General features: G+C 70.9%; 15 protein-coding genes. 7 read left to right on the forward strand and 8 right to left on the reverse strand.

What is annotated here, in order from left to right; all coding sequences use genetic code 11:
- The first annotated feature begins 4 nt into the window (after nucleotides 1-4).
- The 4 genes from B0I29_RS28770 to B0I29_RS28785 all read left to right on the forward strand — a co-directional run bounded on the left by B0I29_RS28770 (nucleotide 5) and on the right by B0I29_RS28785 (nucleotide 2,994).
- A complete protein-coding gene (locus tag B0I29_RS28770) occupies nucleotides 5-769 on the forward strand; it encodes a sulfite exporter TauE/SafE family protein (protein WP_111652235.1) in 765 nt (254 codons plus the stop codon).
- A complete protein-coding gene (locus B0I29_RS28775; protein ID WP_111652236.1) occupies nucleotides 766-1,248 on the forward strand; it encodes a heme-degrading domain-containing protein in 483 nt (160 codons plus the stop codon). The genes B0I29_RS28770 and B0I29_RS28775 overlap by 4 nt, the downstream gene beginning before the upstream one ends.
- 81 nt (nucleotides 1,249-1,329) lie before the next feature.
- The gene (locus tag B0I29_RS28780; RefSeq protein WP_111652237.1) at nucleotides 1,330-2,298 is read left to right on the forward strand and encodes an NAD-dependent epimerase/dehydratase family protein; all 969 of its coding nucleotides are present in this window, start codon (nucleotides 1,330-1,332) and stop codon (nucleotides 2,296-2,298) included.
- Between the two features lie 72 nt (nucleotides 2,299-2,370).
- A complete protein-coding gene (locus B0I29_RS28785) occupies nucleotides 2,371-2,994 on the forward strand; it encodes a CGNR zinc finger domain-containing protein (protein WP_146616913.1) in 624 nt (207 codons plus the stop codon).
- 179 nt (nucleotides 2,995-3,173) lie between these two features.
- Here the strand turns inward: B0I29_RS28785 and B0I29_RS28790 are convergent, their stop codons facing one another.
- From B0I29_RS28790 to B0I29_RS28800, 3 genes are read right to left on the reverse strand one after another with little or no spacing between them, the layout of a single operon-like run.
- Complete coding sequence (locus B0I29_RS28790; RefSeq protein WP_111652239.1) at nucleotides 3,174-3,890, reverse strand: hypothetical protein; 717 nt, start codon at nucleotides 3,888-3,890, stop codon at nucleotides 3,174-3,176.
- Nucleotides 3,887-4,768 (reverse strand): hypothetical protein, encoded by an 882-nt coding sequence (locus tag B0I29_RS28795; RefSeq protein WP_111652240.1) that lies wholly within the window; start codon nucleotides 4,766-4,768, stop codon nucleotides 3,887-3,889. Before B0I29_RS28795 ends, B0I29_RS28790 begins: the two co-directional genes overlap by 4 nt.
- A gap of 56 nt (nucleotides 4,769-4,824) precedes the next feature.
- Nucleotides 4,825-6,495, reverse strand: coding sequence for an FAD-binding dehydrogenase (locus B0I29_RS28800; protein ID WP_111652241.1), 1,671 nt, complete (start codon nucleotides 6,493-6,495; stop codon nucleotides 4,825-4,827).
- Nucleotides 6,496-6,644: 149 nt separating this feature from the next.
- On the opposite strand from B0I29_RS28800, the gene B0I29_RS28805 reads away from it, so the two are divergent.
- The 3 genes from B0I29_RS28805 to B0I29_RS28815 are packed head-to-tail and all read left to right on the forward strand — an operon-like array spanning nucleotide 6,645 to nucleotide 10,723.
- Nucleotides 6,645-8,021 (forward strand): IucA/IucC family protein, encoded by a 1,377-nt coding sequence (locus B0I29_RS28805; RefSeq protein WP_111652242.1) that lies wholly within the window; start codon nucleotides 6,645-6,647, stop codon nucleotides 8,019-8,021.
- Between the two features lie 25 nt (nucleotides 8,022-8,046).
- The gene (locus tag B0I29_RS47535; protein ID WP_281270915.1) at nucleotides 8,047-9,594 is read left to right on the forward strand and encodes an IucA/IucC family protein; all 1,548 of its coding nucleotides are present in this window, start codon (nucleotides 8,047-8,049) and stop codon (nucleotides 9,592-9,594) included.
- Nucleotides 9,587-10,723 carry a type III PLP-dependent enzyme domain-containing protein gene (locus B0I29_RS28815; RefSeq protein ID WP_111652244.1) on the forward strand — a complete coding sequence of 379 codons (1,137 nt, stop codon included), beginning with the start codon at nucleotides 9,587-9,589 and terminating at the stop codon, nucleotides 10,721-10,723. Before B0I29_RS47535 ends, B0I29_RS28815 begins: the two co-directional genes overlap by 8 nt.
- Before the next feature lie 112 nt (nucleotides 10,724-10,835).
- On the opposite strand, the gene B0I29_RS28820 is transcribed toward B0I29_RS28815, so the two are convergent.
- The 5 genes from B0I29_RS28820 to B0I29_RS28840 form a co-directional block, all read right to left on the reverse strand.
- On the reverse strand, nucleotides 10,836-11,375 hold the full coding sequence (locus tag B0I29_RS28820; protein ID WP_111652245.1) for a GrpB family protein: 540 nt from the start codon (nucleotides 11,373-11,375) through the stop codon (nucleotides 10,836-10,838).
- A complete protein-coding gene (locus tag B0I29_RS28825) occupies nucleotides 11,372-11,530 on the reverse strand; it encodes a hypothetical protein (protein ID WP_220091419.1) in 159 nt (52 codons plus the stop codon). Before B0I29_RS28825 ends, B0I29_RS28820 begins: the two co-directional genes overlap by 4 nt.
- Nucleotides 11,520-12,686 (reverse strand): NAD(P)/FAD-dependent oxidoreductase, encoded by a 1,167-nt coding sequence (locus B0I29_RS28830; protein ID WP_111652246.1) that lies wholly within the window; start codon nucleotides 12,684-12,686, stop codon nucleotides 11,520-11,522. The genes B0I29_RS28825 and B0I29_RS28830 overlap by 11 nt, the downstream gene beginning before the upstream one ends.
- A gap of 67 nt (nucleotides 12,687-12,753) precedes the next feature.
- Nucleotides 12,754-14,736: a hypothetical protein gene (locus tag B0I29_RS28835; RefSeq protein ID WP_111652247.1), complete on the reverse strand. Its 1,983-nt coding sequence runs from the start codon at nucleotides 14,734-14,736 to the stop codon at nucleotides 12,754-12,756.
- Nucleotides 14,737-14,758: 22 nt separating this feature from the next.
- Entirely contained in the window at nucleotides 14,759-14,995 is a 237-nt protein-coding gene (locus tag B0I29_RS28840; RefSeq protein WP_111652248.1) for a hypothetical protein, read from the reverse strand.
- Between the last annotated feature and the right edge of the window lie 83 nt (nucleotides 14,996-15,078).

The following is a 15,078-nucleotide window of genomic DNA, read 5'->3' on the forward strand; positions in this document are numbered from 1 at the left end:
GCAAGTGATCGTCACGCTGCTGATCGCCGCCGCCGCGGCCGGCTGGGTCGACGCGGTCGTCGGCGGTGGCGGGCTCCTGCTGCTGCCCGCCCTGCTCGTCGCCGCCCCGCAACTGCCCCTGGCGACCGCGCTGGGCACGAACAAGCTCGCCGCGATCTGCGGCACCAGCACCGCCGCGGTCACCTACGCCCGCCAGACGAAGATCGACTGGGTGGTGGCCGGCCCGGCGGCCGCACTCGCCCTGATCTGCGCCGGCTGCGGCGCCGCCCTGGCCGGGGCGATCCCCGCGAGCGCGTACCGTCCGGTGGTGTTGATCGTGCTCGTGGCTGTTGCCGTGTTCGTGACGGTGCGCCCGCAGATGGGCTTGCACGAGGACGCCACCAAACGCACCCGGATCCGGCGAGGGCTCGCGGTCGCGGTCGCCGGTGGGGGCATCGCCGCCTACGACGGGCTGATCGGGCCCGGCACCGGCACGTTCCTGGTGCTCGCGTTCACCACGCTGATCGGCGCCGACTTCGTGCACGGCTCCGCGATGGCGAAGATCGTCAACACGGCCACGAACCTCGGCGCGCTTGTCGTTTTCGCGTACAACGGGCATGTGGCCTGGCTGCTCGGCGCCGGGATGGCCGTCGCGAACATCGCCGGCGCGGTGCTCGGCGCGCGGATGGCGCTGCGCCGCGGCGCAGGCTTCGTCAGGATCATTCTGCTGACCGTGGTGCTGGCCCTGATCGTCAAGCTCGGCTGGGACCAGTACAGACTCATGGCATGACCGACGACCTCACCACCCTGATCGCCCAGATCGAGGAGCAGGAACAGCGCCTCGTCTTCCCCCGCTTCGACGCAGGCGACGCGTGGGCGCTGGGCTGCCTGCTGGTCAACCTCGCCACCGAACGCAACCTGGCGGTCGCCGTCGACATCCGCCACGGCCAGCAGCAGCTGTTCCACGCGGGCCTGCCCGGCGCCACCGCCGACAACGACGCCTGGATCGAGCGCAAGGTCCGCGTCGTCTACCGCTTCGGCGCGTCCAGCTTCCTGGTAGGCCGCCGCCTGGCCGCCAAAGGCCAGACCCTGGGGGTCGATCTCGGCGTCGATCCTGCGCTTTTCGCCGCTCACGGCGGCGCTTTCCCGGTACGCGTAACCGGCGCTGGCATCATCGGCGTAGTGACCGTTTCGGGGCTACCGCAGGCCGACGACCACGCGTTGGTCGTCGAGGCCATCGAGTCCCTGCTGCTGACTCCGCCGCAGTGATCGATTGATGGCGCCGCCCGCTGAATCTGCCGTCGGCAGATGTTGTCGCGATAACCGAGCCTGTTCGGGCAGGCTCGGCGCATGCGGATTCTCATCCTGGGCGGCAGCGGTTTCGTAGGACGGGCGGTCGCCACCGAGGCGATCGCCCACGGCCACGACGTGACAGTCTTCAACCGAGGCCTGCGTGACCCGGTGGCGGGCGCCCACCTGCTGACCGGCGATCGCACCACTCCGGAGGGCCTGTCAGCACTGACCGGCGGCTCCTGGGACGCGGTGGTCGACACGTGGTCCGCAGACGCCGAAGTGGTGGCCGCAGCAGCCGAAGTCCTGGCGGGGCATGCCGCCCACTACACCTACATCTCCAGCCGCTCGGTCTACCACTTCGACGAGACCGAGCCGGCGCCCATCGCCGAGGACGCCCCGCTCTGCGCCCTCGACGACCCCGGCTACGCGGGCGACAAACTCCGTGGCGAGATTGCCGCCGAACGCTTCGGCGGGCCGCTGCTGCTGGCCCGCGCCGGCCTGATCCTCGGCCCGCACGAAGACATCGGCCGCCTCCCGTGGTGGCTGCGCCGCCTCGAACGCGGCGGCCCCACCCTGGCACCCGGCCCCCGCGACCTCCCGCTGCAGTACGTCGACGCCCGCGACCTGGCGATCTTCGTCCTCGGCGCGGCCGCCGCCGGCCTGACCGGCCCCTACGACGTCGTCAGCGAACCCGGCCACACCACCATGGGCGAACTCCTCGACACCGCCAACGCGGTCACCGGCGGCCACGCCGACCTGCGCTGGACCGACCCGCAGACCATCCTGGACGCCGGCATCGCACCGTGGACCCAGCTGCCGATCTGGCTACCACCGGGCAACCTGCACGCGTTCCTGCACCAGGGCGACACGTCTCGCGCCCGAGCGGCCGGCCTGCGCTGCCGCCCGATCCAGGACACCGTCACCGACACCTGGACCTGGCTGTCGTCGCTACCGGGCGAGGCCCCGCAACGCGCCGACCGCCCGGTGGTGGGCCTGGACCCCGCCCTGGAACAGAAACTCCTCTGACCCCAACCTGATGCGGGCTAAACTCCTTTTACCGGTAGCAAACCGCACCTGCTACCCCCTAAACACAGTTTGGTGGAAGCAGTAATGGGGTTCCCCGCGCTCTACGGCGGCAACACAAGCCTGGATTTCGCCAACACCGTCGACGCCCGTGGCACCACACCCCACGAGGAACACCTGTTCGATTACGCCGATCTGGTGCGCTGGTCCGCGTACGCCGGCCTGCTCGACGAACCCGCGACCCGCCACCTGCTCACCCTCGCCGCCGCGCGGCCGCAGGCCGCGCAGGCGAGCTACACCGCCGCCCTCACCCTGCGCGAAGCGATCTTCCGCATCTTCGCGGGCCGCCACACCGGCACGCCGCCGGCTCCGGCGGACCTCGCCCTCATCCAGCAGGGGTACGCGGCCGCGCTCGCCACCGCCCGCCTCGAACACCGCGGCGACACCTTCGTCTGGAACCTGCCCGCCGACCACCTGCACCGAGCCTGGTGGCCCGCCGCGGTCTCCGCCGCCAAGCTGCTGACCACCGGCCCGCTGGATCGGATAAAGGTGTGCGCGTCCACCGACGGCTGCCAGGGCCTGTTCGTAGACACCAGCAAGAACAACAGCCGCCGCTGGTGCAGCATGGACGACTGCGGCACCACCGCCAAAATCCGCCGCCAAACCACCCGCCGCCGCACCACCAACCCGGTACCGTAGTGCGTCGTCCAGCGGTCGCCAAAAGCGCTCTCACACGACCACAAGGACAAGCCGATTCCGATCGGCTCGTGCTTACGGTCGCGCGAAACCGCTTCCACACGACCTCAAGCACGAGCCGGCCCGGGAGCGGCCACCCGCTCCGTGACGTCGGCACTACAGCTGGCACCGGGCAAGGGCTGTCAGGCGGGTGGGGACAGCAGCGTGGATACGGTGCGCAGATCGTCGCTGGTCAGCGCTCTCGCACTGTGTGGATTTCGGGTGCTGCCGGCGTGGTCGCAGACCCGGACCCCGGCCTCGTCGCGCCACCGGGCCGGCTGGGCGGCGACCAAACGCCCGGCGACCGTCGTGACATCGCCGGCCACCCCAACACAGCGCAGCGCCCGAGCCAGCACGGCCCGTGAAGTCAGCCCCACCGGCCCGGGCCGGTCAGAGAGCCCGGCCGGCTCCGCCGAGGAACTGTGCCCGGGCAGGTGAGCCTGCTCGGTGATCAGCAGTGAGCTGTCACCGAGCAGCGGAGCGAGCAGGAGCAACGTCCTGGCCCGGGTCAGCTCGTCCGGCTGCTGTGTGGCCACGGCCTGCAGCTCGGGCCACGACAGGCCCGGGCCGTCCGGTACGCCCTCGGCGACCCCGAGCGTGATGGTCCCGCCGCCGCCCGTGGACAGGAGATAGTCGACCTCTTCGTTGCGGTAGACGACCGACAGCCCGCCGCCGGCATCGAACACCGGCCAGCCGGCCGTGTCGGTCAGCCGCAGGTAGGTGCCCCGGATCAGCCCGAGGCCGGCGCCGAACAGCGCCGCCAGCGCGTCGTCGAGCTCATCACCGAGAGACAGGCCCAGATGCACCGCCCAGAACGCGGGCCGGTCCAGCAGAGCGCGGGCGTCGAAGAAGGGTGTCACACCTGACGTTCTATCCCACGCCGGCGCGGCCGCAGCGGATAGGGCCGCCCGGCGAGCACCAGCAGGCCGGGGCAGGCGCCGAGCAGTCCGATCACCGCTACCGGCCAGTGGACAGCCGACCCGGCCAGGCCGCCGATCCGCGGCGGCACGCCGAGGGTGAACGTCTCCGCCCATCGGGTGCCCTCGGCCGGGGTGTGGCACAGCAGCGTGTAGTCCCCGGCCGCCGGCACGTCGAACGTGCCGATCCAGTCGAACGATGCGAAGTCGCCGTCACCGTAGCTACCCGGCCGGATCGGCAGCGCGTGCACGGCCCGGGTTGCGCCGGCGCCGGTGACCGTGCAGTCCACCCGGTCCGGCGGGAAGCCGACGGCGAACAGGGCACGCTCACCCGGGACGGTCTCGGTGAAGGAATGCGCCACGCCGGCGTCGAACCAGTCGCCGCCGTAACCGGGGCTGCTGGTCGCGGCTTCGGCGGCCAGCAGCACGGTCACCGGGGCGAGCAGGCCGCCGACGAAGGCGAGCAGCACACCTGCGACCACCACCAGCCCCCGGGGAATGCGCCGGACATGTCGCCGGCGGTGCCCGGCCATAGCACCCAGCAGGCAGCCGGCCACCACCGCGAGCATCCACGGCTGCCACACCGGCGCGCGGGGCACCGGGACCGCCCACACCCATGTCGCCACCGACAGCGCCGCACATCCCGCCCCGGCGGCCAGCGCCCGCCACCACGACCCGGTCCGGGCCGCGATCATCGTCACGAGCAGCGGCAACGCGCCGATCGGCCACGCCAGCACGTCGCCGAGGTCTTCGCGCTCCTCCCAGCGGTGCGATAAGGCGTACCCCAGCAAGGGTGCCGGGAGCAGGAAGAGCAACCACACCGCGACCGCGCCCCTGCACCTGATTCTGGTGCCTGGGCGGCGGCCGGGTGCGTCGATCAGAGGCTGCGGGCGGCGTGCCGGCCCGCGTTGCGGCCGGAGAACAGGCAGCCGCCCAGGAACGTGCCCTCCAGGGCGTTGTACCCGTGCACACCGCCGCCGCCGAACCCGGCGACCTCACCTGCCGCATACAGGCCCGGCAGCGGCGCGCCGGACAGGTCCAGGGCGCGCGAGTCCAGGTCCGTCTGGATGCCACCCAAAGTTTTGCGGGTCAGGATGTGCAGCTTCACGCCGATCAGCGGGCCCGCCGCCGGGTCGAGGATGCGGTGCGGGGTCGCGGTACGCCCGATCTTGTCGCCGATGTACCGCCGCGAGTTGTGGATGCCCTGGATCTGGGCGTCCTTGCTGACCTTGTTCGCGACCTGGCCGTCCCGGGCCACGATCTGCGCCCGCACGGTGGCCGCGTCCAGCAGCGGTTCGTCGGTCAGCTTGTTCATCCCGGCGACCAGTTCCTCCAGGTTGCCGGCGACGACGAAGTCGTCGCCGTGCTGCTTGAACGCCTCCACCGGGGCCGGGGCGCCCTTGCCGAACAGCCGTTCCTTGATGAACGCCTTACGGTCCGAGGCGGTCAGGTCCGGGTTCTGCTCGGAGCCCGACAACGCGAACTCCTTCTCGATGATCCGCTGCGACAGGATGAACCACGAGTGGTCGTAGCCGGCGATCTCCGGGGTGGTCCGCAGATATTTCAAAGTCCCGAGAGTGTCGTAGCTGGGGAAATACGGGGCAGGCAGCCGCCGGCCGAGCGCGTCGAACCACATCGGCGACGGCGCGGACAGGATCCGGATGCCGTGGCTGGGCCAGACCGGGTTCCAGTTCTGCACGCCCTCGGTGTAGTGCCACATCCGGTCCCGGTTGACCAGCCGCGCCCCGGCCTCCTCGGCGATGCCGAGCATCCGGCCGTCGACATACGCGGGAACCCCGGTGATCATTTTCGACGGGGCGGTGCCGAGCCGGGCCGGCCAGTACTGGCGTACCAGATCGTGGTTGGCGCCGATCCCGCCGGTCGTGACGATCACCGCCTGGGCGCGCAGCTCGAAGTCCCCGGTGACGTCCCGGTTCGACGACACACCGCGGGCCGCGTCGTCCGGGGCCAGCAGCGCGCCGCGCACCCCGACGACCGCGCCGCCCTCGACGATCAGCTCGTCGACGCGGTGCCGGTGGTGAAAACTCAGCAGCCCGGCCGAGGAAGCACGATGAGCAGACGCCACGAACGGTGCGACCACCCCGGTGCCCGTACCCCAGGTGATGTGGAACCGGGGCACCGAGTTGCCGTGCCCGTCCGCCCGCAGATCGCCGCGCTCGGCCCAGCCGGCGAACGGCAGCCAGCTCAGCCCCAGCGACGACAGCCACGACCGTTTCTCACCGGCGGCGAACTCGACGTACGCGCGCGCCCACTTCACCGCCTGGGAGTCCTCATCGGCGACCCGGTCGAACCCGGCCGACGCCTGCCAGTCCGACCACGCCAGTTCGATGCTGTCGTTGATCCGGGCGCGTTTCTGCTCGGGGCTGCCGACGAAGAACAGGCCGCCGAACGACCACCAGGCCTGCCCGCCGAGATTCGCCGCGTTCTCCTGGTCGAGCAGCGCCACCTTCTTGCCGGCGGCGGTGAGCTCGTGTGCGGCGGCCAGCCCGGCCAGTCCGGCACCCACGACGATCACATCAGCGTCCACGACCTGTTTCCCCTCACCGGTGACTCACGCCACTCTCAAATACGAGAAGTTATCGGATTTGGCGCCTCAGGGAAAACAGCGAGTGTGTCCTCCCTCGCCCCGCGAAGCCCCACAACGACAACACTGACCCCGATCCGGACAATGAAGGAGTGCCACCACCGACCGCCGGAACCGCGCAGACCCGCGCCGAACTCACCGCGCTGCGCCCCGACCTGGTGGCGGCCTACGACGCCGCCCTGCCCGGCGCGAGAGCGGCGATCCTGGAACGCCTGCGGAAGGCGATCGACCGCGAGCCACTGCCGCCGGCCGCCGGCCACACCAACACCACCGACCCGGTCGAACTGGTCGAAACACGCTGGCCCGGCAGCCGCCTGACGACAGAAATCGACAACAGCGTCGCCAACCTCGCCCTGGCCCGCGCCAACGCGCGCCCCGGCGAGATGAACAAAAACGGCACCCTCGGCGAAATCGAACAGAGCCTCGTCGACGGACACCCCCTGCACCCCTGCTGCCGCACCCGCGCCGGCATGACCGTCGCCGACGTCCTCGCCTACGCCCCCGAACACCGCACCGTCATCCGGCTGCGCCGGCTGCGCGTCCCCGCCGAACGCTGGTACGGCGGCGGCCAGCCCATCCTGTACGCCCACCCGTGGCAAGCCGCCCGCCTGATGGCCCAGTACCCGTGGCTGCAGAGCGCCGGCGTCACCCGCCCGGTACGCCCCCTGATGTCGCTGCGCACCGTCGCACCGATCAGCGGCGGCCCGCACATCAAGACCGCTGTCGACGTCCAGATGACCTCCGCCGTGCGTACCGTCTCCCCGGCCGCCGTCCACAACGGCCCGATCCTCTCCACACTCCTGCAGACGATCACCGCCGACCTGCCCATCGACATCCTCGCCGAGACCGCCGCCGGCGCCGTCATCACCGACGACGGACCCGACCGCCGCGCCGCCCACCTCATCCGCGAAGCCCCGAAACTGGCACCCGGTGAGACAGCCGTCCCCCTGGGCGTCCTGGCCACCTGGAAACGGGCCGGTGACCCGTACCCATGGGTGGAGAAACTGGGCAGAGTGCTGTTCGCGCCGCTGGCGCGCGTGCTGGAACGCGGCGTCGCGCTGGAAGCGCACGGACAGAACACGATCCTGGTCCTTCGCGGAGATGAACCACAACGGGTTCTCTACCGCGACCTCGGCGGCGTCCGCGTGCACGCCGGCCGGCTCCGCGCCGCCGGCCTCGACACCCCCGAGCTCATCGGCGACCTGCCCACCGGCGACGAGACCGCACTGCGCACCAAACTCGCCGCGGCCGCCCTCGGCACCGTCGCCACCCAGATCATCGACGGCCTCGACGCCGACCCCGCCACCCTCTGGCAAACCCTTGCCACGGCCATGCGCGCCGACCCGTCGGCCGACACCGAAGCCCTGCTCAGCGAACCCCTACCGGTCAAAGCGACCACCGCCATGCGACTCGCCGACGACCCGCTCCAAGACATCTGGACCCACCAGCACAACCCGATGGCGGCGTGAGAGGCAACCAATGATCATCCGCAGTGTGAGTACCGGACGACTCGCCGCCGCGGCCTCGCACACCGAGGCCGCACTCGCTGTCCACGCACCCGAGCTCGTGGACGGATTCACCCGCAGCCTGCCGCACGCCGCGGACATCGTCGGACGCCGGCTGCGGGCCGCGCTCGTGCGCGAAGGCCTCACCCCTGCCGTCGTCGGTGGAACCCAGCACGCCTTCAACCGGGTGGAATATCCGGTGGCCGGGGTCAGCGATCCGGTGGACCTGCTGGCCGGGATCGACAACGGGCCGTTCGCCGGGGAGATCCGCAACGCGGTGATCAACCTGGCGGTGGCTCTGTCCAGATTTAAGGCGACAAAGAGCGAAGAAAACCCCGACCTCGACGCCATCCGGCTCGAACGCCTCGCCGTCGCCGGCCACAACCTGCACCCCTGCGGCCGCACCCGCCTCGGCTGGGACACCGGCGACGTCCTGGCCCACGACGTCGAAGCCGGCCACACCGCGATCAAGTTCGTCGCGGTCCGCGACGACCACCACCTCGGCGACGACCTCGGAGCGCTGCTCGGCCTCCCGGCAGGACCCGCCGGATACCGCACCCAGCCCGTGCACGCCTGGCAGTTCGACCTGGTCCGCGACCGCTATCGCGACCTCTTCGACGCCAAGATCCTGCGCATCGTCGACGGAGAACTGCCGGCCGTGCCCACCGCGGCGCTGCGCACGCTCTACATTCCGGAAAAATCGGTATACGTCAAGGTCTCCCTCGACATCCAGGTCACCTCCACCCGCCGCAGCATCAGCGTCGCCTCCACCCGCAACGGCCCCGCCCTCTCCGACCTGCTGCACCGCCTCATCGCCGACGACCCCGACGGCCACCGCCTCATCCTGATGGCCGAAACCGGCGGCGCCGCCGTACCCACCGGCAGCGGCCGCGACCTCGGCGCCATCACCCGCGCCGGCCTGGGCGGCATCCTGGAACCGGGCGAACACGCCGTCCCCGGCGGCGCCCTCCCCGCCCACGACCCCGCCACCGGAACCACCGTCATCGCCGGCCTCGTCACCGCCTCCGGCCTCACCCCAGCCGCCTGGCTCACCGCGTACACCCGGCTGCTCCTGCCACCCTTGCTACGCCTCGCCACCCGAGGCGTAGCGCTCGAAGCCCACCTGCAGAACTGCCTGCCGACATTCGTGGGCGGCCGCCCGCACCGCCTGGCCCTGCGCGACTTCGCCGGCCTGCGCCTGCACCCCCGCCGCCTCGCCGAAACCGGCCACCACCTCGACCTCTGGCCCGGCTCCGTCATCGGCACCGACGACGACGACACGCTGCGCTCCAAACTCGGATACACCGCCCTGCAGGCCCACCTCGGCGAACTCGTCATCCGCCTCCAGCAATCCCACGGCCTGCCCGAAAACCACGCCTGGCGCCTCGTCCGCACCGTCATCGACGACGCCATCGCCGGCCACCCCGACCATGCCTTCTACATCGCCCCGACCATCCCCCACAAAGCCCTCGTCCGGATGCGCCTCACCGCCGGCGGCGACATCTACATCCCGGTCAGCAACCCCCTGCATGGCTGAGCTCCCCGCTCACGTCACCGCGGCGCTGCGCCGCCTGACGGCACCGGCCTGCGCGTACCTCTACGACACCCAGACCTTGGTCACCCGCGCGCGCACGCTGCGCTCAGCGCTCCCCCCAAGAGCCACATTCCTGTACGCCGTAAAAGCCAACGGCCACCCGTCAGTGATCGCCACCCTCGCGCAAGAAGCTGACGGCCTGGAAGTAGCGTCCGGCGGCGAACTGTCCCTGGCGGTCACGGCCGGCGCCGGACGCATCGTCTTCGGCGGCCCCGGCAAAACCGACGCCGAGTTGGCCGCCGCGGTCGAAGCAGGCGCTCTGATCAACGTGGAGAGCGCCTTCGAAATGCGCCGCATGGCCGGCCTGGGCCTCTCCGCCGACATCTGCGTCCGGGTGAACCGGGCCGGCTCCTCGCTGCGGGGAAGCCACAGCATGACCGGCACACCCACCCCGTTCGGCATCGACTCGAGCCAGCTGGGCGCAGTCCTGTCTTCTGTGCCCCCGGGCCTGAACGTCATCGGCTTCCACCTGCACGCCGTCTCCAACAACCTCGACGGCGTCGCCCACGCCGCCTTCCTCACCGAAGCGATCACCTGGTCTCTCACCACGGCCCGTGCGTACGGGATCCCGCTGCGAGTGGTGAACGCAGGAGGCGGCCTGGGCGTCGACTACACCTCCTCGGCGTCGATGGACATATCGGCGTTGTCGGGTGTGTCCGTCCCCCCAGGCGTAGAACTGATCCTGGAACCCGGCCGCTGGCTCACCGCCGACGCCGGCTGGTACGCCGCCGAGGTCCTCGACCTGAAGACCACCCACGGCCGGACGTTCGCCGTGCTGCGAGGCGGCACCCACCACTTCCGGCTGCCGGCAGCCTGGGGTTACAGCCACCCGTTTGTCGTTTTCCCGGTATCCACGTGGGACCGCCCCTACGCACGGCCGTCCGTGAGCAACGTGGAGATCGACGCCGTAGGCGAACTGTGCACCCCCAGAGACGTCCTCACCCGGGGCCAGCATGTGTCGTCCCTGCGAGCAGGCGACCTCCTGGTCTTCCCCCGAACCGGCGCCTACGGCTGGGACATCTCCCACCACGACTTCCTACGCCACGACCCACCAGAGTTCGTAATCCTCTGACCTGGGCTTTCCTGGATTAGTCGGCGAAGCCGTCCTTCTGCCTTGTCTTGAGGTGCGGCTTGCCGCACTACCCTTAAGGCATCCTAGGATTCTAGGTCGGAACGATTCCGACTCATGCGTCGCTACCACCCGGCTGCCAGCCGACCCGCTGCGCCCACCCGTCAGCCCGCCGGATCACTTCCCAGACGAACGACGCCTTGGCATCCGTGTACCCATGCCGATCCTCGCGATACCGCTCTGCCAACTCCCGCTTGAGCAGCGCATATTCCCGCGCCGTCCGCTCATCCACCCTCAGGAAGTCACGGAACAACAGGGCGAACTGCTCGGAGAAACTCCCCGCCTGCCGCACATGAAGATGCGTGCGGGGCCGGCCCGGACCTTCCCGGAAATACCGCTTCGTCCGCTCGGCGTTCTCCGCCCGATACACCCACCCGCACCCCACCAGCGGATCCCGGAAGACCGAGACCGGTTCGAGGCTCGCCACCGACACCTGAATATCCACGATCGGCTTGGCGGCCATCCCCGGCACCGACGTCGACCCGATGTGGTCGATCCGCACGGCCACATCACCGAGCGCCTCCCGCAGCGACGCGCCCACCTCAGCGAAGCGCGCCGCCCACCCCGGGTCGTGATCCACCACGACGACGATCATGCGAGGCCGCCGAAACCGGTCTTGTCCGCCGCGGTGATCGGGCGCAGCACCCGCGCCGGCGACCCCACCGCGATCACGTCGGCGGGCAGCGAACGCGTCACCACACTCCCCGATCGGCCGGTCAGGATGTGGTCGCGCTGCGCGTCAAGAGTCACCCGCCGATCGTCCCAGAGCTATCGACGAGCGCCGCGAACCGTCCGTCGTCCACCCCGGAATCCGCATTGCACCCGGCTTCCGCGCCTCCATCGACAACTGCTTGACCGTCCCCCAGCAGACGAACTCCTTGATCCGCGCACCCATCCGCCCGCCCACGACGAACCTCCGGGCCCGGTCGTCGCGATGCGCGAACTGCACCAGCCCGGCCCGCCGCCCCACACTCAGGCACTGCCCGACGAACCCGATCGCCAGCGGCTCCGGCGCATCGCCGGCGATCCGGCGCAGAACGGTCGCCGCCGCGTGCATCCCGAGCGGCCCGGCCGCCTGGCAACTCATCCGGAACGGCCGATCCGACGGCGCCGCGCAATCCCCGGCCGCCACCACCCGATCATCGTCGATGCTCGTCAGCGTCTCGTCCGTGCGCAGCCGGCCCAGGCCGTCGACACTCAACCCGCTGCGCGCCGCCAGGTCCGGCACCGAGAAACCGGCCGTCCAGACCGTCACCGCGCTCTCCAGCGAACGCCCGTCGGCGAGCCGCACCGCCGCCGGCCCCACCGCGGTCACCGCAACGCCCTGCACCACCCGCACCCCGAGCGCGGCAAGCTGCGCGGTCACCTCACGGCGACCCCTTTCATGAAGGTACGGGTTGACGACCCCCGAACACACCAGAGTGACCGACCGTCCGGCTTCGGCCAGCTCAGCAGCCGTCTCCAGCCCGGTGGCGCCGCCGCCCACGACGGTCACCGGCGCATCGCCCGGCGCCGCCTCGAGGGCGTGGCGCAGCCGCTGCGCGTCGTCCCAGGTGGCGATCGGGTACGCGTGCTCAGGCCCCCCGGCACTGCGGCTGCCCACCGCGTAGATCAGGTAGTCGTAGTCGCGTACCCCACCGCCGGCAAGGGCCACGCTGCGCCGGCCGGTGTCGATGCCGGTGGCCGCGTCGACCACCAGTTCCACCCGCTCGGCCAGGACGGTCCGGTAGTCCACCGCCGCCGCATGGGTCCCGGCGGCCAGCTGATGCAGCCGGATCCGCTCCACGAACGACGACCGAGCATTGATCAGGGTCACCGCCACGTCGTCGCGCTGGGTCAGCCGGTTCGCGGCCATCACACCGGCGTACCCGCCGCCGATCACGATGACCCGGGTTGTGTCGCTCACGGTGCCTCCTCAGGGTTTGCCCATATGACACCGGGCGTCCCGCGGTCGTAACACCGAGTGACCCAGGTCACCGGGTCAGGAGCAGCATCCGATCCTGGCGCACGATGAGGACCCGGCCGTCGTCGGACACCGCCATCACCTCATGCTCGCTGTAGGCGAACCCGAACGTGTCCAGCGGCTGCCGCGTGCAATGCCACTCGCCGCAGCGCCACAGCACCTGCTGCCAGTAGTCCGCCGTCGAGGACTCCGACGACTCCCCCTCGACCCCGGAGTCGCTGGACGACCCACCGATCGTCACGTGGAACCCCGGCTTCGTGGTCTTCTCCACCGCCGTCGCGTAGTAGACCCCGTCCCGGGCCGCCACCGCACCGGTCTCCGGGGCCTGCGGCCCGCCGACCGCGTCCAGGATGTTCTCGCCGACCCGCAGCATGCCCTGCTCCCAGGAGAGCGCCAGCCCACCCAGCGACGCCGGCGCCGCCCACACCGAGCCGGGATCCCCGACCCAGATCTGCACGCTGCGCGGCTTCGCGCAGGTCACCGGCTCACAGGTCACCTGCGACGCCTCCGACCCGGTACGCACAGTCGCCAGCGGCCGCCCGTCCGCACCGACGGTCAGCCGGATCTGCGAGTCGTCAGTGGCATCCTCGTACGCCGTGAGCCGCTCGATCGTGCCTCCGTCGTACCGTTGCGGGGTTTTGCATCCGATCTCCGGGCAGCGGATGAAGCTGATCCGGAAGGTCTTGTCCTGCGCGGCCGCGAGCACGAACCAGAGCGCCTGATCAGGGGCGACGGCCGCGCCGAGCTGCGCCCACTCGAACTTCTCCCGCGCCGACCTGCGCACCGGGACATAGGCTTCCGGGCAGCCGGACCGGGTGCAGCGCGCGTAGTGGATGAACGGCCCGCCGTTCTCCTCGCCGCCGCTGAGCGAGGCCTTCAGGACGGTGTTCCCGTCGGCGCTGATCCCGGCCGCGCCCCGCCCGCTCCACATCGACGGGCCACCGTTCTGGTCGATGAAGCGGTCGCACAGGTCGGTCTCGCAGAACCAGGCACCGGACATCGTGGCGATCACCGGGTGCTTGCCGGCCGGCCAGGCCACCGCGACCGGACCGCTGGTCGAACGATCGTGCGTCCGCAGGACCGGCGCGTCGAACGGGTTCGCCAGGGCAACGCCGCCGGGGGCGAGAACGGCCAGCACCACGGCCGCCACACCCGCCCAGGTCAGCAGCCGACTCGGCGAACCCGGATCCGGATCCGAGTAATCGCCCAGCCGCGCGTCCACCGCCGCCAGATCCACCGAAGCGCCAGGCGAAAGCGAAGGCGTGAGCGAAGCGGGACGTTGCAGCAGGTAGACGTACGCGAGGGTGCCCGCCTGCACCGCCACCACCAGCAGCGACGCGACAACCCCGGTGATCCACGCCGCCCAGGTGCGGCCCACCAGCCCGTCGAAGAGGCTCGACGCCAGCAACGGGATCACGATGCCGCCGAGCAGGAACGCGCCGGCCGTCGGCACCACCCGGCCCCGGGTCAGCGCCCAGTCCGAGCCGCCGAGCTGGTGCGCGGCGAGCCCGATCAGCAGCCGTCCCGCGGTCAGGGCGCCGGCCAGCAGCACCGCGATGACCAGGGCGAGGGTGACGTAGCCGCTCCCGATGCCGGACACCATCCACAGCCCGAGCCCGGTGATGCCCACGATCGCCACGAATCCGGCCGCGACGACCGGGAAGTGTCGCAGGGCGGCCAGGATCGCACGGTGCGGGCGTACCGCGTACCCCCGCTCGTCGCCGATCGCGACAAGTGTCGCGGCAGAGAGAGCGACCAGCCAGAAGGCCGCGATCACGACGCGCCGCCACCAGCCGGCCTCCGGGAGCTGCAGCATCCCGTTCACGATGATCGTGCCGGCGGCGCTGCTGAACCGGCCGACGAGCACGTCGAGCACCGTGAGCGTCAGCAGCGCGGCGGCCAGGATCGGCAGGAGCACGGTCAGCAACTGCCGCGAGGAGGTCAAAGCCGTTCGATATCCGGCCGCGGTGTTGCCGATCAGGGAGAGGAGCACCGCGCGAGGATAACGGAGCTGATCAACTTTTCGCGGCCCCGAGGAACCGGCGGCCGACCAGCACTGATGTGCCGGTGGGCAGGGTCACGTCGTGGCCGGCGGCGAGACGTTCGCACCAGCCCATGACGGTGTCGAAGTCGAGGCCGCCACCGAGGCTGTTGCTGCCGTCCTCGGCGCTGAACCACCGCGCGTGCAGCCGGCAGGATCGGTCACCCGCTGACGTAGATTCCCCGCGCTGCCCGAGCCTACGCGGGGTCACACCCTCTAATGCGTCCTAGGATTCTAGGAAAGAGGCCTCTGCTACCGTCGATCCTGTGACGCAACAGCTGCTCTTCCTCTGAT

The organism is Actinoplanes lutulentus (assembly GCF_003259845.1).
GTDB classification, from domain to species: Bacteria; Actinomycetota; Actinomycetes; order Mycobacteriales; family Micromonosporaceae; genus Actinoplanes; species Actinoplanes lutulentus.